This is a genomic window from Ruminococcus sp. OM06-36AC (assembly GCF_003438725.1).
Classification (GTDB): Bacteria; Bacillota; Clostridia; order Oscillospirales; family Ruminococcaceae; genus Ruminococcus_C; species Ruminococcus_C callidus.
The window spans coordinates 48,633-69,112 of record NZ_QSTT01000014.1 but is presented as its reverse complement, the minus strand read 5'-3'; the positions used below and the strand labels follow the sequence as shown (position 1 = coordinate 69,112).

The following is a 20,480-nucleotide window of genomic DNA, read 5'->3' as shown; positions in this document are numbered from 1 at the left end:
GCTTTGCATAGATTTTCTTTTGAATCTTTGTCTAACTTTTTGGGGTCAGTTCACAATTGGAAAATGTATACTTTTTCAATTTTTCCGCGAAATACCGGCAAAAAAGGCGAACGCCGAAACGTTCGCCTTTTTCTGTTCTGTTATACAGCAGCTTCTGCTGCATTGTCTGATTACTTCTGCTTGGTGCGGACTTCTTCGACCAGCTTTGCTGTCAGTTCTGCCACCGTCATGCTGCCCAGATCTTCGCCGTTACGCTTGCGGACTGCGACTGTCTTTTCTTCGCATTCCTTGTCGCCAACAGTCAGCATATACGGCACCTTTTCCATCGTTGCCTGACGGATCTTCCAGCCCACCTTTTCGGCACGGCTGTCCACCTCGACACGCAGACCAGCAGCTTCCAGTTCCTTCTTGACCTCATATGCAAAGTCCAGATGACGGTCTGCAATGGGCACCAGACGAACCTGTTCCGGAGCGATCCACAGCGGCATTGCACCGCCGAAGTGTTCGATCATGTATGCCAGTGTACGCTCATAGCAGCCCAGCGATGTTCTGTGAATGATGTACGGCAGCTTCTTCTGACCGTCCTTATCCTTGTAGTACATGCCGAAACGCTCTGCCAGCAGCATATCGATCTGAATGGTGACCAGTGTGTCTTCCTTGCCGAATACGTTCTTGTACTGAATATCCAGCTTCGGACCGTAGAAAGCCGCCTCGTCGATGCCGATCTCATACTTCAAGCCCAAGTGATCCAGAATGTTGCCCATGACACGCTGTGCTTCTTCCCACTGCTCCGGTGTACCCTCGTACTTGTTGCCCGGATTTGCCGGATCCCACTGGGAGAACCGGAATGTGCAGTCGTCCAGCAGTCCGACTGTATCCAGGAAATACTTTGCCAGCTGCAGGCAGTTCTTGAATTCATCTTCCAGCTGATCCGGACGCAGAATATAGTGTCCCTCAGAAATGGTGAACTGACGAACGCGGATCAGACCGTGCATTTCGCCGGAGTCCTCGTTCCGGAACAGCGTCGAAGTTTCTGTCAGACGCATCGGCAGATCACGGTATGAACGCTGCCGGTTCAGATATACCTGATACTGGAACGGGCAGGTCATCGGACGCAGAGCGAAGCAGTCCTTGGTTTCGTCGTGAGGATCGCCCAGTACGAACATGCCGTCCAGATAGTGATCCCAGTGACCGGAAATCTTGTACAGTTCCCGCTTTGCCAGCAGCGGCGTCTTAGTCAGCAGGCAGCCGTGTGCCTGTTCCACATCTTCTACCCAACGCTGTAACAGCTGTACCACTCTGGCACCCTTGGGCAGCAGCACCGGCAGGCCCTGACCGATAACGTCAACAGTGGTGAAATATTCCAGTTCCCGTCCCAGCTTATTGTGGTCACGCTTCTTGGCTTCTTCCAGCTTTGCCAGATGTTCTTCCAGCATTGCTGCCTTGGGGAATGCCACCGCATAGACACGGGACAGCATCTTGTTCTTTTCTGAACCTCTCCAGTATGCACCGGTGCAGGACAGCAGCTTGAACGCCTTGATCGTACCGGTAGACATCAGGTGCGGACCGGCACACAGATCTGTGAAATCGCCCTGCTGATAGAACGAGATCGGCTCACCGTTTCCGGCGTGCTCCTCGCACAGCTCTACCTTATAGGGTTCGTCCATTCCTTTCAGCTTAGCCACAGCTTCTTCCGGCGACAGATAGAACTGTTCCAGCTTTTCGTTTGCCTTGACGATCTTCTTCATCTCGGCTTCGATCTTAGTCAGTTCTTCCTGACTGAACGGATGTTCTACGTCAAAGTCGTAATAGAAACCGGTATCGATTGCCGGTCCGATCGCCAGCTTTGCCTCCGGATACAGGTGCTTGACAGCCTGTGCCAGCACGTGAGAAGCGGTGTGCCAGAATGTTTTCTTACCTTCTTCGCTGTCGAAGGTCATGACTTCAAATGTGCAGTCGTGGTCGATAACGGTACGCAGGTCACAGACCTCTCCGTCCAGCTTGACACAGCAGGAAGCCTTGTACAGCCCCATGCCGATGCCCTTAATGACTTCTGCCGCAGCTGTGGGAGCTTCCAGTTCCCGAATGCTGCCGTCTTTCAATGTCAGTTTGATCATGATCCATCTTCCTTTCCAGAATGCGGGAAACGCCCGATACATCAGACGTGCCGTGTGCGGCATTTCCCAAAGTAAATGCAAAAAGTCCCTTACACAGTAAAGGGCTGTGCAAGGGACGATGAAAAATCTATCGTGGTTCCACCCTTGTTTCATGCACGTGCCAAAGACACATACACCTCGTGGTGTCCGATAACGGGGACAGACCGCTGCGGATTGGGCAGACTCGGGGAGTGGTGTGCAAATTTCTTCACTTTTTCCCGCTGCTTTCAGCCGGTGACAGCGGTTCTCTGCAAAAAGCTTCGGCGAAATGTGCCGTTCCCTTCAACGCTCTAAGGACTAGTATAGCACAATCGCCGAAGCTTGTCAACTGTTTTTTGCAAAAATTCTCGCAGTGCAGCCCTGCTATTCCACAGGCTTTCAATCCTCGCAAGATGCCTCCTGTTTTTCCCGCCGTTCCGCCTCCAGCCGGCTGTAGACACAGCCGCAGAAGTTCTGCCGATAGAGGTCATACTCTCTGGACAGCACGATCGAACGCTGATAGCCACCCTTTTTCTTGAAGTCCGTGGGCAGCCACGGGATGCCGTACTGCTCCGCCAGTTCCGATCCTCTGGTGTTGATAAACACCGCGTCTTTATGGGGGCTGATGGTCAGCGTGGTGCAGACAAAATCCGGTAACACTTCCAGTGCTGCCGCCGCCCGAAATGTTTCTTCCAGACGGTGTCCGATACACTTCTGACAGCGTGCTCCCCGTTCCGGCTCCTGCTCCAGCCCTTTGGCAAGAGCATAGAACCGTTCCGGCAGATAATCGCCATCCACCACCGTCACCGGATTCCCCAGCGGTAATTCCTGCACCAGCCGGCACAACTCAGCTTTCCGGTGCAGATACTCCGCCTCCGGCGAAATGTTGGGATTATAGAAGAACAGCGTAATGGCAAAATACCGGCTCAGATACTCCAGCACATAACTGCTGCACGGAGCACAGCAGGCATGCAGAAACAGTGTCGGTGTCCGTTCCGCCGGCAGCTGTGCCAGGATCCGGTCAGTTTCCAGCTGATAATTGATTTTGGATCGCATTTTCTGTGCCTGTTGTTCCCTCTGCACCAAATGCAGCAGTAGTTGCCAGAGCATCTGCTCCGCCGATCACTGCCGTTGTCGTGCTGTTCACATCACCGCCCAGTGCTGCGGTGGTCACTGCTGCACCGCTTGTGGGAGTAGCTACCTGCAAATAGCTGCAAATACCCTGTGCCAGTGCAGAAGCGATGTTGTCCTCATTGTCCAGAATCCACTGTGCCACATTGGGACCGTCGTGATATTCCACTTCGATCAGACAGCTGGGGCTCTTGTTGGCACCCACTTCATACTGATAATTTTCAGAATTGCTGTCCGAACCGTCGATCAGACCCTTGTCATCTGTGGGAGTCAGGGCTGCCACCGGATCATACACCGCCTGTGCCAGACTCTTGCTGGCTTCGGAATTGGCATTGTAATAGCAGTCTGTGCCGACACCGGTACCGGCGTTGGTGTGGATTGCCACATATGCCGCCAGATTCTGATCGCCGGCCGCTGTCTTGGTCTGAATGCTGTCAGCATCGCCGGCAACGATGACGTTCACGCCGGACTGTTCCAGAATGGCAGCCGTCTTTTGTGCCAGAATGCGGCAGACCGCAGCTTCGTTGGTGTCGCCCACATAGAACTTGTTGTCCTCCTGATTGGACGGGCTCAGATAAACGGTTTTCGTGTTATCTGCCTCTGTGGGAGCTGTGGTCGCCTGAGTAGGTGTGGTAGTCACATTGTCGTTCTTCTTGTCCTTGTTGCTGGAGCAGCTGGAACAGCACTTCACCAACAGTACGATCAGCAGGATCAGAACCAGAAGAACTGCCAGAATCCGGTCATACCGGACACGGCGGCGTTTACTTTGAGATGCCATAAAAAAATACCTCCTATATGCAGACCGGTGGGGAGCCGGTCTGCCCGAATTTGAATCCTTAGGCAATACCGCACAAAGAGCATCTGGCGACTTTGCACGCCATCTGCTTGCAAATTTCCCGTCATATTTCACAAAAATGCTCGTGAATACATCCAGTATTCACTCCGCTTTTTGTTTCATCTGACGAAAAATTTGACGACGCATCTGTCGCACAATCTTTGTGCGGTATTGCCCTTACTTATCCTCTAACGATTTCAATGCCTTGCGTTCTGCCGCATCGACCTTGATTTTTCCGTCCCGCAGCAGCTTCACGTCGTCCCGCTTGACCTTTACCGGCACATCGGATTTTTCTGAAATCACCTTCAGATCGCCAGTCAGCGGATTGGTTTCGCAGACCTTTGCCCTGGTGCCGTCTGTCATGGTGACGATCGCCCCGACCTTCGGGGTAATGCGGAGCAGTTCCTCATAGACGTTCTGCTCATATTTCAGGCAGCACATCAGTCTGCCGCAGCAGCCGGAGATCTTCGTCGGATTCAGGGAAAGCCCCTGTTCCTTTGCCATGCGAATGGAAACCGGCTGGAAATCCTGCAAGTGTCCCTTGCAGCAGAATTCTCTGCCGCAGATACCGATACCGCCCAGGATCTTCGCCTTATCCCGCACGCCGATCTGCCGCAGTTCGATTCTTGTCCGGAACACTGCCGCCAGATCTTTGACCAGTTCCCGAAAGTCCACGCGGTTGTCCGCGGTGAAATAAAACAGCAGCTTGCTGTTGTCGAATGTGCATTCCACATCTACCAGATTCATTTTCAGCTTTCGATAGGCGATCTTCTGCTGGCAGACCTGAAAAGCACGTTCTTCCTTTTTGCGATTTTGTTCCAGTGTCCGGCGATCCTCCCGCGTGGCGACCCGCAGGATCGGCTTCAGCGGCACTGTCACCTGCTCCTTGGGGATCTGTTTATTGGCGATCGCAACTTCTCCGCATTCCGTCCCGCGGGAAGTTTCGGTGATGACAAGATCTCCCTGTTTCACCTTCCAGCTGTCCGGAGAGAAATAGTAGACCTTTCCGCCGTTCTGAAACCGAACGCCGATGATTTCAACCATACTTTCTTCCTTTCTATGAACCTGTCTTCACAAGAAATATATGTGGGTTTTCGAGCATAGGCAATACCGCACAAAGATTGTGCGACAGATGCGTCGTCAAATTTTTCGTCAGATGAAACAAAAAGCGGAGTGAATACTTGATGTATTCACGAGCATTTTTGTGAAATATGACGGGAAATTTGCAAGCAGATGGCGTGCAAAGTCGACAGACGTTCTTTGTGCGGTATTGCCCATAATTTTTTACGCAGTATGCAGCAAAATTTGCCGAAAAGACACGTGTATACGCTTGTGAAGGCAGGTTCTATACATAGAGCCAACGCCCCGAAATTTCATTTCCGGAATGAGAAGCTGTTACGCGTCCATGCAGTCTGCACAAAAAGCTGCCAGTGCCAGCGGCAGGTTGACATTTGCCTCCATTGCCCCGTAGGTACTGTCCACAGCACAATGCATTGCCTGTCCGGCACTGTCGGAAAGCCGTTCTGCCAGCTTTTTCGACCCTGCCGCATCACAGCCGATTCCCGCCGCACAGGGGTCATGCTTCCACACAATGGCATCACGAATGCACCGGTCAAACAGGTTCAGGAACAAAAACGTCCGTTCCCGTTCCTTTCCCAGCACCGAAACGGTTTGCAGCAACGCATACTCATTCTTATTTATTATACTATTGATTGCGGTTTTTGTCAATCCAACGACCTCACGAATTGGCATATTTTCCAAAAAATTTAAGCACTGCCCGATGTTCCCATGGAACGCCGCCACCGCTTCTGCGGCATCTTCCGGCGAAAAGCCCCGTTCCGCCAGTGCAGCACAGCATTCCTGTTCCGTCACCGGCGACACCGCCAGCGACACGATACGGGAACGCACCGTAGGCAGCAGCGATGCCGGAGAAGTTGCCGTAAAAATAAAATACCCATAAGCCGGCGGTTCTTCCACCGCTTTCAACAGCAGATTCTGGGTGCGGGTGTCCATTGCATCACAGTCCCCAAAGACATAGCACTTGGCATTGCCCTCGTTGGGCGGCGATGCCAGATCCACGCACACCTCCCGCACCGTGTCCACGGAAAAGCCGTTTCGCTTGCCGCTGTGTTCCACAAACCGCACGTCCGGATGCACACCGTCCGCCAGCATTTTGCAGGATTTGCAGCTGCCGCAGGGCTTTTCCGTTCCTGTGCAGAGCAGTTCTGCCAGAAACTGCTTTGCCAGCGTCTTTTTCCCCAGACCAGTTTCCCCGTAAAAGAGGAATCCGTGGGGAGCCCTGTCCCGCAAAAGCATCTGGTGCAGGGTGTGCTGTATCTGTTCATTGCCGTAAAACTGTGCCATGCCGCCACCTCCTACTGTACGACGCTGATCTCCGTAATTCCATAAGCCTCACAAACCGCAATGCAGCGGGCATCGATTCGTTCTCCGCTAAGCACAATGGGCACTGCCGGCGGACAGGGCACTTTCACCGCGGCACAAATCCGTCCGCTGCTCTCCCCGATAGGCACAATCTCCTGCGGAGCCAGTGCCGCCTCCCGAATCCCGCAGACCTTTTCCGGTCTGGGCAGAGCGTACTTTTCTCCGGATTCCGCCGGTGTAGGCGAAAACCTTTCCAGCAGCTGCTCCAGAATGTCAAAGTCCCGATCGGTATTGGCTGCCGAACAGAGCAGCACCACATGAAATGCATCGGCATACTCCACAAAAGCTTCATGCTGTTCCAGATACGCCGCCAGTTCCAGCCCGTGAAATCCGCCTGCCGCCGCATCTATAGTCAGGTGCATGGGGTCACCGTCTACGAAACAATAACGTGGCGAAAACCGGCACTTCAGCTGCTGAATGCGGTCGAGCACTTCCTCCAGCTGTTTCCGGAACAAGGGCGAAGCCAGTTCCCGATTGCACCAGTCCAGCGAAGCCAGCATCAGATACGAGGGGCTGGTCGAGCCGAACATTGCCATCGCGTCCCGCACCCGTTCCGGTTCCACATCAATATCGCTGCGGACATGCAGATAGGCAGTACCGGTCAGCCCCGACAGCATCTTATGTGCAGAGTCGCAGCAGTAGTCCGCCCCCAATTGGATCGGGTGACACCGCCACGGCAGAAACGCCAGATGTGCTCCGTGTGCATTGTCCACCAGCAGCTTCGCGTGATACCGGTGGCACAGTTCCGCCAGACCGGCAATATCCGCCATACGCCCCAGATAGTCCGGCGAAGTGACATAGACACACGCCGGTCGGGTCTGCTGCTGCAATGCGGCCTCAAAATCCGCCAGATCATAGGTACCGGACAAAATGCCGTCACTTTCGCGGGGATAGATCCACTGCACCGGCAGGTCCAGCAGCACACAGGTATTCAAAAATGCCCGATGCACATTTCTCGCCGCCAGCACCGCCCGCCCCTGCTGTTTCATCAGCAAGAGCATGGTCTGAATGCAGAGGGTCGAGCCGCCGCAGGAATAAAACGTATACGCCGTTCCATAGAGCGAAGCGGCATTCCGTTCACTCTCCGCCAGAATGCCCTCGGCTTCGAACAGACTGTCCGCACCGGTGATTTCCGTCAGATCCAGTGTCGTGGCACGCTGCAACGCCGGTGCCCCGAATCTGCCCTTGTGTCCGGGCATATGCAGCCGGACAGGGTCCCGCTCTGCGTATTGTATCAAAAAGTCATAGACTGGTGTATTCATGATCGATCGATTCTCCAATGATTTTGTGCGGTATTTCTTTAGGAAACACTGCATAAAGCTTGTGCGTAAGATGCGTAGTCAGATTTTTCGGCAGATTGCTCAGAAATTCCGCAGGCATACTGGATGTATGGCAAGGGATTTCTGGGCAATATGACGGAAAATCTGCAAGCAGATTGCGTGCAAAGCCGTCAGGCGGGCTTTATGCAGTGTTTCCTTATAAAAGCCCGCAGGCTTTCAGCCGCTTTTGAACGGCGGCACAGGCACGGCGGTGGGTGCGGGATACCGTGGAAATGTTCACCCCCAGCAGCTGTGCAATATCCGCCATTTTCTTTCCCTCTCCATAGTACAGCAGGAGGACTTGTTTCTGTCTTGCAGAAATGTCATGTTCCAGAATGTTTCTGGCAGCCAGACAGGCGGCACGCTGTTTTTCCTGCCGGTCCAGATGAAAATCCACGGAAAACAACATCTGTTCCCAGGCGGCTTTTGTCATGCACATGCCGATTCGCCTGCCTTTTCATTTTCGGCATAGACCGCGATGTCCGCCATGCTCCGTTCCATATCCCGCACTTCTTCACTCAGCAGGCGTTTCCGTGCCTCCAGTTCCTGCCGTTCCAGCGGTGCCATCGTCTTGTCCCGCTGCAAGACCTCCCGCAGTTCTGCGATACGTTCCCGCAGCACCTGCACTTCCTTTGCATAGTCTTCCCACATTTTTTGCATATTTCTCATTCGATACTCCCTTCTGACAAATTTCTTTTGTCAAACCGGATTGTACCAGAATGTTCTGCAAAAGTCAAGTGTAAGTTCTGAAAAACTAAACTTTTTTTGCAAGGCAACATGATGCGTCAGATCAATACTTCGATTTTTCGGGAATTGCATGCAAAACTGATCGGTAAACTTTGTGCGGTATTGCCTTTGTTCTGTGCAAGAAAAACGGCAGGCATTTGTATCTGCCTGCCGTTTGCTTTTTGTATCTGAGGCAACACCGCACAAAGCCCGTTTGCAGGCAGGCTCTTACTGGAATGCTTCCACCGGCTCCGGTGCAGCTTCCATGTCCGAACGATCGATGTCAAAGAGGAATGCCTCGTCCCAGTCCAAAAAGCCAGCTCTGGGGAAATAGGTGATGCGAAGGCTCTGGAAATCTGCCGGCACTTCCATACAGATATAGCCGTCGCGGGTTTCTCCGGGCTGGATCGCGGTGTCGAACGTCTTGCCTGAATCACCGAATTCCTTATAGATAAACCGCGGACTGCGAATGCTGACACCGGGGTACGCCTCGCCGTCTACCGTCAGACCGAATGTCTGTGACAGCAAGTCCACCGCCAGTTCGTCCTCACTATTGTTGGTGATCTCAAATTCGAAGAATGTCAGACCGATCTCGCTGCCGTTTTCCGAGAATGTGTAGTCAGAAACGTATGCTTTTTTCATCACGGCATCTACATCCTGATACTGCATCTCCTCACCGATCTCGCCCTTATGGCTCTTGATCTCTCTGACAACCTGTGTAGTCTGGGTTGCCGTTACAGAAGAACCGTCAGTCACATCGCGGGCAGAAGTTTTGTCTTTTTTGCCGCAGGCACCCATAGACAGCAGCAGTACACTGCCCAACAGCAGACAGACCGCTTTCTGCATCTGCTTTTTCATCATAAATCCGTCCCTTTCCTTATGGCAATACCGCACAAAGATTGTGCGACAGATGCGTCGTCAAATTTTTCGTCAGATGAAACAAAAAGCGGAGTGAATACTTGATGTATTCACGAGCATTTTTGTGAAATATGACGGGAAATTTGCAAGCAGATGGCGTGCAAAGTCGCCAGACGCTCTTTGTGCGGTATTGCCTTATCTAAGGGAACACTGCATAAAGCCCGCCGGACAGCTTCGCACGCAATCTGCGTGCAAGCTTTATGCAGTGTTTCCCTAAAAGAAAAAGCCGTCCGTTTCCAGTGTGAAGCCGGAACGGAACAGCTTTTTTGCCGTTTGTTTACAAAAGCTTAGTCAGCTTCAATTGCATCTGCCGGACATTCCGATGCACAAGAACCGCAGGAAATGCAAGCATCTTCAGCGATTTCATACTTGTCAGCACCTTCAGAGATTGCGTCCACCGGACATGCGTCCTTACATGTACCGCAGCTGATGCAGGAATCTGTAATTTTATATGCCATGAGAAATTCACCTCCGTGTTGGTTTCCGCAGAGTATTCTCTGCTATTTCTTATTATAGCAGATTGCCGTGGAAAAAGCAAGCGTTTTCTCAAACATTTTTAGGGCAACACCGCACAAAGCTTGTGCGTAAGGTGCGTTGTCAGATTTTTCGGCAGATTGCCTAGAAATTCCGCAGGCATACTGCCGTATGGCAAGGGATTTCTGGGCAATATGACGGAAAATCTGCACGCAGATTGCGTGCAAAGCCGTCAGGCGGGCTTTGTGCGGTGTTGCCTTAGAGTCATTCCTGAATGTGTTCCAGAGCCTGTCCGAAAATGGAGGAGATGTGGGAATCCGCCAGTGCATAGAAAATGGTCTTTCCCTCCCGCCGGCTGGTGACCAGACGGGACTGTTTCAGCACACGAAGCTGGTGAGAAATGGCAGACTGTGTCATTTCCAGCTTCTGGGCAATATCCATAACACATTCCTCATGCTGAAAGAGGACAAAGATAATTCGCACCCGTGTCAGATCGCCGAAGATCTTGAACAGTTCTGCCACATCTGCCAGCTGGGATTCCGGCGGCATCTGTGCCGGCAGTGCGGCGGCGTGATCGTGTAAATGGTTGTGCTCCATGGCGATTCCCCTTTCGTTTCGAACAGTACAGGCGTTTTTGATTGCCTTTCTATCATACGATATTTTGACAAATTTGTCAAGCCGCAACCACACCGGCGTGTACGCACTGCTCCGCATATGTCCGGAAATACAAAACAGCCGCTTGCATCAGCATTGCACTAAACCTGAATAGAATCCAAACCCAAACCATACCGATTTTCTTCAAAAAAAGGCAACACCGCACAAATGCTTTTACGCATTCTGTCAATCTTTCAGCTGGTGTGATTTTGCACAAATTCGCACACATTCTTTTAGCCAAAGCAAACAAAAAGAGGACAGGTTCCCCTGTCCTCTCCTCATTTCATTGCGAATCTGCCTTTAGGCAATACCGCACAAAGAGCGTCTGGCGACTTTGCACGTCATCTGCTTGCAAATTTCCCGTCATATTTCACAAAAATGCTCGTGAATACATCAAGTATTCACTCCGCTTTTTGTTTCATCTGACGAAAAATTTGACGACGCATCTGTCGCACAATCTTTGTGCGGTATTGCCTTTACTTTGCGTAATCGACCACGCGGCTTTCGCGAATCAGGTTGACCTTGACCTGACCCGGATAGTCCATTTCGTTTTCGATCTGCTTGGCGATCTGTCTTGCCACCAGTACCATTTTTTCATCGTTGATGATCTCCGGTACCACCATGACACGAATCTCACGGCCAGCCTGCAATGCGTAGCACTTTTCTACGCCCTCATAAGAAGAACAGATGCCTTCCAGCTTCTGTAACCGCTTGATATAATTCTCGTAGTTTTCGCTTCTCGCCGCCGGACGTGCCGCAGAAATGGCATCTGCCGCCTGTACGATACATGCGATTGCAGTTTTCGGTTCCACATCGTTGTGGTGAGCCTCGATCGCGTGAATGACCTCGTTGCTCTCGTTGTACTTCCGGCAAACATCAACACCGATCTGTACATGAGAACCCTCGATCTCCGCAGTCAGAGCCTTACCAATATCGTGGAGCAGTCCGGCACGGCGTGCCAGATTGGCATCAACGCCCAGTTCCGAAGCCAGCACACCGCACAGCTTGGAAACCTCGATAGAGTGCATCAGCACATTCTGCCGATAGCTGGTGCGGTAATACAGCCGTCCCAGCAGCTTGACCAACTCGTTGTTCAGTCCGTGTACATTGGTTTCCAGCACGGCACGTTCGCCCTCCTGCCGGATCCGATGTTCCACTTCCCGCTTTGCCTTTTCCACCATTTCCTCGATCTTGGTCGGGTGGATTCTGCCGTCTGCGATCAGCTTTTCCAGAGCAATCCTTGCCACTTCCCGACGAACATGGTCGAAACAGGACAGGGCGATTGCCTCCGGTGTGTCGTCAATGATGATGTCCACGCCGGTGAGGGTTTCCAGTGTCCGGATATTTCTGCCCTCTCTGCCGATGATACGGCCTTTCATTTCGTCGTTGGGCAGTGCCACAACGGAAACTGCCGTTTCCGAAACCTGATCTGCCGCACACTTGGCAATGGCGAGGGAGATATAGCTGCGAGCCTTTTCCTCACACTCGTCCTTGATCTGCTGCTCATAGTAGGAGATCTTCACAGCCTTTTCGTGCACCAGTTCGCTGTCCAGCGTGCTCAGGATATATTCCTTTGCCTGATCCTGTGTCAGTCCGGAAATGCGTTCCAGTTCTTTCAGCTGGCTGTTCTTGACTTCTTCCGCCTCTGCCAGCTTCTTGTCTGCATTTTTCAGACGCTGCTTGAGGGATTCTTCCTTCCGGTCCAGATTATCTGTCTTTTTGTCCAGATTTTCCTCTTTCTGCTGAATCCGGTGTTCCTGTCTGCCGATTTCAGAGCGTCTGTCTTTGATTTCTTTTTCCGCTTCAGAACGGAGTTTATAAATTTCGTCTTTTGCTTCCACCATGGCATTCTTCCGCTTGGCCTCTGCCTCTTTTTTGGCATCTTCCAGAATGCGTCCGGCTTCTTTTTCGGCGGAGCCGATAGCAGCTTCTGCCTGTTGTTTCCGCTGTTCAACGCCGGACTGTACGCCCTTGCGGTACGCCAGAAATCCGGCAATCGCGGCACCCACCAGCAAAGCCACCAGACAAAGCACTGCTGCCAGTGCCCAGTTCATCGCTTGCATGTCTATGCACTACCTCCTTTAAAATCTGTTTTGTATTTGTCTATCTGTATACAACACAGCGGCGTTCTGCCAAAGGCGGCATGTGCGTCTTGTATTCACTTGTGTTTCCCGACAGTCGGGAATTCTCCTCAGGAAGACGTGCATCTCCTTCCCCTCTCCGTCCTGCACAGCAAATCCGCGGCATTCTCCGTTCCGCCGAATCGCTTTCAGACAGCATCACACAAAATCGCCAGACGCTCTTTGTACGATATTGCCTTATGCATTGATGTCTTAGGACGTATCATGAGGATCATAGACAATCCCATCCAAAACGCTGTTCAAGATCGCCTTTCTTTCCTGTATGCCGTGCGGCAGAATCCTGTTCCGCACGGCTCACAAGTCCATTTCCAGAAAAAAAGCGGTTTCCCACACATCGCAGAAACTGCCTTCTCTGCTCTATCGGAACCCATTGCCGGAACAAATCTGCCGGCAGACGGGATACATGAATAACCACGACGCACACGCAAAAAACGCAGCGTCACCCAGCATTTTCACTGAGAATCGTTTGTAATTTGATACAACACTTTTATTTTACACTGTTTCCGTGAAATTGTCAAGACGTTTGCAGAAAGATTCACATTTTTCTTGAGAAACACTGAATAAAGCTTGTGCGTAAGATGCGTGCAGTGTTTCCCTTACAAGACACAAAAAAACCGGCAGACAGGAATCTCCCGCCGCCGGTTCAAGAATGGTCAATTGCCTTTATTTCTTTGCAGAGATCCGCATGGAAATATCAAAGCACTTGACAGAATGGGTCAGTGCTCCCAGCGAGATGATGTCCACGCCGGTTTCTGCAATGCCCCGAATGGTTTCCGCGGTCACGTTGCCGGAAGCTTCCAGCAGCACCTTGCCGTCCACACGCTGCACTGCCTTGGTCATATCCTCGCAGCTCATGTTGTCCAGCATGATGATGTCCGCACCGGCAGACAGGGCTTCTTCCAGTTCTTCCAGTGTCCGCACTTCCACTTCGATCTTCACCATGTGCCCGATCTTTTTCCGCAGGGCAGCCACAGCCGGCGTAATGCCGCCGTAAGCATCGATGTGGTTGTCCTTCAGCATGGCACCGTCAGACAGATTGTACCGGTGGTTCTTGCCGCCGCCCACCGTCACGGCATACTTTTGCAGCGGACGCAGCCCCGGCAGGGTCTTGCGGGTATCGGTGATCTGGGCGTTGGTGCCAGCCACCAGCTCCACGCACTGGTGTGTGGCAGTGGCAATGCCGCTCATGTGCTGGAGAATGTTCAGGGCAGTCCGTTCGCCTTTCAGCAGGGTCTTGGTGCTGCCGGTCATGGTGGCGATAATATCGCCCTTTTTCACCGGTTCGCCGTCATGAATGCGAATATCCATGGTGAAGTCGCCGCCAACCAGTTCAAACACCCGCTTGGCAATGTCAATGCCGCAGAGCACACCGCTGTCCTTTGCCAGATAATACGCCTCACTGGTGTGTGCGTCGTCCAGCAGATTGTCAGTGGTCACATCGATATAGTGAATATCTTCGTCCAGTGCGGTGGTAATCAGTCGGTCAATATAGGTTTGCTGTAACATGGGGAATGGTTCCTTTCACGATGATTCCTTAAAGGAAACACTGAATAAAGCTTGTGCGTAAGATGCGTAGTCAGATTTTTCGGCAGATTGCATAGAAATTCCGCAGGCATACTGCCGGTCGCAATTTATCTTAGTGCGACACTCCTTTGTTCTCGGGCAGAATCCTGCCTCGAACGCAGTCGTATTGCAAGGGATTTCTGAGCAATATGACGGAAAATCTGCAAGCAGATTGCGTACAAAGCCGTCAGGCGGGCTTTATTCAGCGTTTCCTTAAAGTACTTCTTTCAGAATAATATATGCCACCGTTGCCAGCGACTTTGCTTCTACATAGTCGGCATCTACAATATAGTTGCCGTTCAGCAGCTGGTCGCGGATCTCGGTGATTCTCCGGAATCCCTCCGGCAGCTTTTCCTTGTTGGGAATAACAAAATAGTTGTCCTGCATGATCTGCCGAATTTCGGTACGCAGTCCTTTCGGAATCTTCTGCGGGTTCGGCTTGGCAGGGAATTCTGCGGCGGTAAAGGTCTTGGGAGCGTCCGGCAGCTTCTTGGCAATGTCCAGTGCCGCCTGTCTGGAGAACACCAGAGCCTCCAGCAGAGAATTGCTGGCAAGGCGGTTGTTGCCGTGTACACCGGTATGGGAGCATTCGCCGGCAGCGTACAGATTGGGAACTGTGGTTTCGGAATTGTCGTCCACCTGAATGCCGCCCATGAGGTAGTGCTGGCAGGGGAAGATCGGAATCGGCTCCTTGGTCATGTCGTAGCCCTGTTCCAGAACCTTTTCGTAGATCATGGGGAACCGGTTCTTGATGAACTCCGAGTCCTTATAGGAAATGTCCAGATAGAAGTTGTCAGAATGGGTTCTGCGGCTTTCCAGAATAATGGCATGGGAAACCACATCACGGGGAGCCAGCTCCAGCCGTTCGTCATACCGGTCCATGAAGCGTTCCTTGTTGCAGTTCAGCAGATATGCCCCCTCGCCGCGGACAGCCTCCGAGATCAGGAAGCACTCTCTGGTGTGGTGGTCGTTGAATGCTGTGGGGTGAAACTGGATCAGATGCAGGTTCCGAATCTCCGCACCGTTTTCATAGGCAAATGCAATGCCGTCGCCGGTAGCGATCTTGGAATTGGTGGTGAACCGGTAGACCCGTCCGATGCCGCCGGTAGCCAGTATCATAAAGTGGCTACTGTACACGGTGCAGGAGCCGCCCTGCATCACATTGACAGAAAAGCCGGTGTCGGTCTTTTGCATGCCCGTCATCATGGCGTGTTCCAGAATGGTCACATTGGGCAGGGTCTTTACCTTTTTGATCAGCTTGTCCAGGATCTCCGCACCGGTGGCATCTTTGTGGTGGAAAATGCGGTGGCGGCTGTGACCGCCCTCCAGTGTCCGGTGGAGTTCACCGTCCGGTGTCCGGTCAAAGTCCACGCCGAAATCCAGAATCGCCTGAATCTCGTGTGCGGCATGTGTGGTCAGAATGTGCACCGTTTCCGGATTGTTGGTAAACCCGCCGGCAACCATGGTGTCATGCTCGTGCAGTTCAATGGAATCCTCCGGCGACTTGTACACACCGGCGATCCCGCCCTGAGCCAGTGCAGAGTTGCACAGGGTCAGTTCCTGTTTGCACAGCAGCAGGATCCGGCAGTCTGACGGCAGATTGATGGCACCGTACAGTCCGGCAGCACCGCAGCCAGCAATGATCACGTCAAAATTGTTTTCCATGTTTTCCATAACATTCACGCTTCCTATCCTTTATCGCGGCAGTTCCGCCGCCAAATTCGATTTCACGCACTGACGACAGCAGGATATTCGCACGTCAGGCGGTTCTTTTGGTCAGCCCGTATCCAGATCTGCATCGGGCTGTCTGATTTTGCGAAGGGAACACTGTGCAAAGCACAGGCAGGCTTTGTTCGGTATTGCCTCAAGTACAAGTATACCATAACACGCCCCGTTTGTCACTACTTTTCCGCACATTTTGGAGATTTGTGCAAAATCGAAAGGGAAAGCTGTTAATTTTTTGACAAATGAAAGAAAAGTGGGCTTGCTGTGGGGAGAATTGCCGTTTTCCGCAAGGGCAGACGGAGAAATTTTCCCATATCCATTATCGCCTCATCAATGATGCCACTATGATTTTTCAACATTTTCGCATATTCTCATTGACAATTGCCATAGAATATGGTATACTAAACATACACTACAGAAACTGACGATCTGCGGCAGCCCGCAAACCGTCCGATTTCAATTCATATTAAAGGAGAATACTTATGATTTGTCCGAAATGCGGCAGCAACAATTCTGACGGCACAGCATTCTGTGCAAGCTGCGGAGCCCCGCTGTCCAATGAAGCACCGACTCCCAACGGAGCAGTTCCGAACAACAACGTTCCGCCCCAGACACCGCCGCCGGTATTCAACGGCAACCCCTACGGCGGCCCCATCGAACAGAGAAACATTGCCCTGTGCATCATTCTGTCTATTGTGACCTGCGGCATCTATGGCCTGTACTGGATCTACAAACTGACAGAAGATGTCAACAAGCTGACAGGTGATCCCAATGCCACTTCCGGCGGCATGGTTATTCTGCTGGGCATCATCACCTGCAACATCTACATGTGGTACTGGCTCTACAAGCAGGGCGATGCCATTGATCAGGTAAAAACGTCCCGTGGACTGTCCTCCGGCAACAGCGGCATTCTCTATCTGATTCTGGCAATTTTCGGGCTGGGCATCGTGTCCTATGCCCTGATGCAGAACGAACTGAACCAGCTGGCATAAGAGCCTGTGCTTTTCCAGCTGAACAAAACACAAAAGCTGCACGGAACGATTCCGGTGCAGCTTTTTTCTGTACGACAAACTTTCCCGCAACCGGCAAGGAGGTATCCCTTTTGCTGCAAAATCTGCGTTTCTTTTTCCGCACCCACCGCAAACAGCTCCGAACTGCCGGCATCTTTTTTCTGCTGGGGCTGGCGTATTATATCGTCACCCAGCTGACACCGCTGCGGATCCCCTGCCTGTTCCAGAAGATCACCGGTCTGGCATGTCCGGGCTGCGGCATCTCTCATTTTTGCATTCGCCTGCTGCATCTGGATTTCCTCGGTGCCGCCAGGGAAAATCTGGCGATCGCTCTGCTCTCTCCTCTGTGGCTGGCTGCATTTCTGGTTCGGGTGCTGTGGAATCCCAAGTGGTTCACCAAGGGCAGCAAAGGGGAAAATCTTCTGCTGTGGGGCAGCGTTGTTGTGCTTCTGCTGTTCGGCATTGTCCGCAATCTTCCCCATATGGAATTTTTCCTGCCGTCCTATCTGCAATAGCACTCCTTTTTCCCTCCGCGAATATAATAAAACAGTATCGATTATTTTTGAAAATCACGGGCATACTAAGAGCGTGATCACACAAAACCATTCATCGTTGTGTTTTCTAAGGCAATACCGTACAAAGATTGTGCGACAGATGCGTCGTCAAATTTTTTGTCAGATGAAACAAAAAGCGGAGTGAATACTGGATGTATTCACGAGCATTTTTGTGAAATATGAGAGTCTGTTTCGTATCTGACGTATGCAGATTGCGTCGTCAGATTTTTTGAGAGATGAACGGAAAAACGGAGAAAATCCTTTGTGGATTTTCGAGTATTTTCCCGAAATATCTCGGAAAATATGCCCGCAAGAGGCGTGCGGGAAGATACGAAACAGGCTCTGACGGGAAATTTGCAAGCAGATGGCGTGCAAAGTCGCCAGACGCTCTTTGTGCGGTGTTGCCCTAAGGCAATACTGCACAAGACCTGTGCGGCATTGCCTTGACAGATAAAGGAGGGATTCCCCATGCTGGTCAAGCGTGGCGAAATTTATTATGCAGACCTGAGCCCCGTTGTCGGCTCTGAACAGGGCGGTGTCCGACCGGTACTTATTGTGCAAAACGATGTCGGAAACCGGCACAGCCCCACCGTGATTGCGGCGGCGATCACCAGCCGGCGGGAAAAAGCCAAGCTGCCCACCCACATCGACGTGCAGGCAGCCACCTGCGGACTGACCAAGGACAGCGTGGTGCTGTTGGAGCAGATCCGCACACTGGACAAACGGCGGCTGAAAGACCGCATGGGCGAGCTGGACGAACCGTCCATGACGCGGGTAGACCACGCCCTGCAAGTCAGTTTCGGACTGCCGCTTTAAAGTACAACTTGAAAGTACAAAAAGAGCGTACACCCACATCGGGCATACGCTCTTTCTCTTTGCAAAATGAAATTCGCTTTCGCTTACTTTGCAGCGTTCAGCTTCTTTGCCAGCTGGGACTTCTTACGAGCAGCTGCATTCTTGTGCATCAGACCCTTTGCACAAGCCTGATCGACACGCTTGATGGCAACGCGTACAGCAGTTTCCTTGTCAGCAGCATTTGCTGCACAAGCTGCGTCAGCCTTCTTGATCATGGTCTTCAGGTTAGACTTGCGAGCCTTGTTGGCAGCAGTCTTGGTTGCACTTACTTTTACACGCTTCTTAGCAGAACGAATATTCGGCATAGTTCAGATCTCCTTTTTTACAATCAAAAATAATGGGTAGAATTCCCTCGAATCACCGGATTCTGTACGTCATACACTAATGACAGCATTGACACGGTACTGTCATTTCGTGGGGAAACTTCCCCGCAATTGGAACGACCAAATGCTGGCATTCTTATCAGAACGCCGTGACTAAACTCTATTATAACACAGCCCGTCCGAAAATGCAATAGGTATTTTCAAGGAACGCCACAATTTTTTCGCGTGAAAAGCCAGCAATTTGCACAAAAACACAGGAGGTTATGCCACATGGAGCCAATTCGCACTGATCTAGCCGTCGAACGCACCGCCGCCGCCCCCAGTCTGCCAGGGGTCACACAGGAAACCCGTGGGAACGCCTTTTCCGTCACAGAGATCCGCATCAAGAATGATGTCTGCGGTGCCCCTATCGGAAAGCCTGCCGGACGATACGTCACGCTGGAAACCCCTGCCATTTCCCGCAGCAGTGCCAACTATCAGGAAATGGCAGAGGAGCTCGCCGCGGAACTGGGAAAATTTCTGCCGCAGGAGGGCTGTGTTTTTCTGGCAGGGCTGGGAAACCGTGCCATTACGCCAGACGCTCTGGGTCCCCGCGTCGCTTCGAAAGTGCTGGCAACGCGGCACCTCCGCACCGCCCTCACTGCGGAGGAACTCACCTATCTGCCGGAACTGCGGCCAGTCTGTGTGCTTGCCGGCGGTGTGCTGGGGCAGACCGGCATGGAGTCGGCAGAACTGATCGAAGCGGTCTGCAAACAGATCCGGCCGGCGGCAGTGGTGGCGGTAGATGCTCTGGCGTGTGCGGAGCTCTCCCGACTGGGCACGACGATTCAGATGAGTGACAGCGGTATTTCCCCCGGCAGCGGCGTGGCAAATCACCGTGCAGAACTCTCCCGCCGGACGCTGGGGGTGCCGGTGATCGCACTGGGGGTTCCCACTGTGGTAGACCTCCACACCGCCGTACAGGGCATCTACGGCAAAAGCGTTCCCAAGGATCGCCCCAACATGATGGTCACGCCACGGGACATCGACCGGCTGATCGACCACGCCGGCGATCTGCTGGCGTGTGCCCTCAACATGGCACTCCATGACGGCATGACCTTTGCACAGGCGGAAGGACTGGGGTGAATCTGTCCCTGTTATATTGCCACACCCTGCGGCATAAAACGCAGTCACGGAAATCAATTTTCAAAAATATTTTGATTTAAATTATACCAAATTTATGAAGTTTGACAAGTAAGGCTCCCCTGAAAGGGCACCCGCAGGGCGTGCCTTGTGCTGAGCTGGCAGTGCGTAGCACTGACTGAGGGGTTTCCACTTATGCCGAAAACGTCATAAAAAGATTTCGCGAAAACCCCTCCACCGCCTAACGGCGGTCCCCCTCGTACTGAGCGGTCCCCTCTGCCCTGCGGGCATCTCCCCACCCCGTGGGGAGTCACCCCTTTCAGGGGAGGCTAGTTATCACACACCATTACTACAGCAGCAAGGACACGTACACCGTGTCCTTTCCTTTTATATTAGGTATCCAAGCACAGACCACAGCCGCGGCAGGAACCGGCACCGGCAAAGCCGCACAAAAAGCCGGAAAATTTCCGTGCAAATTTTTTTGCAAAAGGGCTTGACTTTTTTTGTCGGGTTTGGTATAATAGGTGTGTTATCCTTGCTCATGCCCTGCATG

At 52.3% G+C, this 20,480-nt stretch carries 19 protein-coding genes; 4 read left to right on the top strand and 15 right to left on the bottom strand.

What is annotated here, in order from left to right; genetic code table 11:
- Positions 1–170: 170 nt before the first annotated feature.
- The 14 genes from thrS to nadB all read right to left on the bottom strand — a co-directional run bounded on the left by thrS (position 171) and on the right by nadB (position 16,003).
- Positions 171–2,117: a threonine--tRNA ligase gene (thrS, locus tag DXB92_RS09780; RefSeq protein WP_117733730.1), complete on the bottom strand. Its 1,947-nt coding sequence runs from the start codon at positions 2,115–2,117 to the stop codon at positions 171–173.
- A 417-nt stretch (positions 2,118–2,534) separates the two neighbouring features.
- Entirely contained in the window at positions 2,535–3,191 is a 657-nt protein-coding gene (locus DXB92_RS09775) for an epoxyqueuosine reductase QueH (protein ID WP_117733729.1), read from the bottom strand.
- On the bottom strand, positions 3,157–4,044 hold the full coding sequence (locus DXB92_RS09770; protein ID WP_117733728.1) for an N-acetylmuramoyl-L-alanine amidase: 888 nt from the start codon (positions 4,042–4,044) through the stop codon (positions 3,157–3,159). The genes DXB92_RS09775 and DXB92_RS09770 overlap by 35 nt, the downstream gene beginning before the upstream one ends.
- A 234-nt stretch (positions 4,045–4,278) precedes the next feature.
- Positions 4,279–5,145 (bottom strand): stage 0 sporulation family protein, encoded by an 867-nt coding sequence (locus DXB92_RS09765; RefSeq protein WP_117733727.1) that lies wholly within the window; start codon positions 5,143–5,145, stop codon positions 4,279–4,281.
- 351 nt (positions 5,146–5,496) lie between these two features.
- Positions 5,497–6,465, bottom strand: a complete 969-nt coding sequence (locus DXB92_RS09760; RefSeq protein ID WP_117733726.1) for a DNA polymerase III subunit delta' — start codon at positions 6,463–6,465, stop codon at positions 5,497–5,499.
- 11 nt (positions 6,466–6,476) lie between these two features.
- On the bottom strand, positions 6,477–7,805 hold the full coding sequence (locus tag DXB92_RS09755) for an aminotransferase class V-fold PLP-dependent enzyme (RefSeq protein WP_117733725.1): 1,329 nt from the start codon (positions 7,803–7,805) through the stop codon (positions 6,477–6,479).
- Between the two features lie 214 nt (positions 7,806–8,019).
- Entirely contained in the window at positions 8,020–8,301 is a 282-nt protein-coding gene (locus DXB92_RS09750; RefSeq protein WP_040646342.1) for a sigma-70 family RNA polymerase sigma factor, read from the bottom strand.
- Complete coding sequence (locus DXB92_RS09745) at positions 8,292–8,531, bottom strand: hypothetical protein (protein ID WP_021680418.1); 240 nt, start codon at positions 8,529–8,531, stop codon at positions 8,292–8,294. The genes DXB92_RS09750 and DXB92_RS09745 overlap by 10 nt, the downstream gene beginning before the upstream one ends.
- Before the next feature lie 285 nt (positions 8,532–8,816).
- On the bottom strand, positions 8,817–9,449 hold the full coding sequence (locus tag DXB92_RS09740) for a hypothetical protein (protein WP_117733724.1): 633 nt from the start codon (positions 9,447–9,449) through the stop codon (positions 8,817–8,819).
- Between the two features lie 344 nt (positions 9,450–9,793).
- On the bottom strand, positions 9,794–9,964 hold the full coding sequence (locus DXB92_RS09735) for a 4Fe-4S binding protein (protein ID WP_021680415.1): 171 nt from the start codon (positions 9,962–9,964) through the stop codon (positions 9,794–9,796).
- 280 nt (positions 9,965–10,244) lie between these two features.
- Positions 10,245–10,577, bottom strand: coding sequence for a metalloregulator ArsR/SmtB family transcription factor (locus DXB92_RS09730; RefSeq protein ID WP_040646340.1), 333 nt, complete (start codon positions 10,575–10,577; stop codon positions 10,245–10,247).
- 533 nt (positions 10,578–11,110) lie between these two features.
- Positions 11,111–12,688 carry a ribonuclease Y gene (gene rny / locus DXB92_RS09725; RefSeq protein ID WP_117733732.1) on the bottom strand — a complete coding sequence of 526 codons (1,578 nt, stop codon included), beginning with the start codon at positions 12,686–12,688 and terminating at the stop codon, positions 11,111–11,113.
- Between the two features lie 750 nt (positions 12,689–13,438).
- On the bottom strand, positions 13,439–14,281 hold the full coding sequence (gene nadC, locus DXB92_RS09715) for a carboxylating nicotinate-nucleotide diphosphorylase (RefSeq protein WP_117733722.1): 843 nt from the start codon (positions 14,279–14,281) through the stop codon (positions 13,439–13,441).
- Positions 14,282–14,551: 270 nt separating this feature from the next.
- Positions 14,552–16,003 carry an L-aspartate oxidase gene (gene nadB, locus DXB92_RS09710; RefSeq protein ID WP_117733731.1) on the bottom strand — a complete coding sequence of 484 codons (1,452 nt, stop codon included), beginning with the start codon at positions 16,001–16,003 and terminating at the stop codon, positions 14,552–14,554.
- 542 nt (positions 16,004–16,545) lie between these two features.
- On the opposite strand from nadB, the gene DXB92_RS09705 reads away from it, so the two are divergent.
- The 3 genes from DXB92_RS09705 (at position 16,546) to DXB92_RS09695 (ending at position 18,443) form a co-directional block, all read left to right on the top strand.
- Positions 16,546–17,055 (top strand): DUF4234 domain-containing protein, encoded by a 510-nt coding sequence (locus tag DXB92_RS09705; RefSeq protein ID WP_117733721.1) that lies wholly within the window; start codon positions 16,546–16,548, stop codon positions 17,053–17,055.
- A 110-nt stretch (positions 17,056–17,165) separates the two neighbouring features.
- Entirely contained in the window at positions 17,166–17,588 is a 423-nt protein-coding gene (locus tag DXB92_RS09700) for a DUF2752 domain-containing protein (protein ID WP_181977017.1), read from the top strand.
- Between the two features lie 507 nt (positions 17,589–18,095).
- Positions 18,096–18,443, top strand: coding sequence for a type II toxin-antitoxin system PemK/MazF family toxin (locus DXB92_RS09695; protein ID WP_021683661.1), 348 nt, complete (start codon positions 18,096–18,098; stop codon positions 18,441–18,443).
- Between the two features lie 83 nt (positions 18,444–18,526).
- Here DXB92_RS09695 and rpsT read toward each other — a convergent pair whose 3' ends face one another.
- Positions 18,527–18,787 (bottom strand): 30S ribosomal protein S20, encoded by a 261-nt coding sequence (gene rpsT, locus DXB92_RS09690; RefSeq protein ID WP_021683660.1) that lies wholly within the window; start codon positions 18,785–18,787, stop codon positions 18,527–18,529.
- A 288-nt stretch (positions 18,788–19,075) separates the two neighbouring features.
- Between rpsT and gpr the strand changes: the two genes are divergently transcribed.
- On the top strand, positions 19,076–19,930 hold the full coding sequence (gene gpr / locus DXB92_RS09685) for a GPR endopeptidase (RefSeq protein ID WP_117733719.1): 855 nt from the start codon (positions 19,076–19,078) through the stop codon (positions 19,928–19,930).
- The last annotated feature ends 550 nt before the right edge of the window (positions 19,931–20,480 follow it).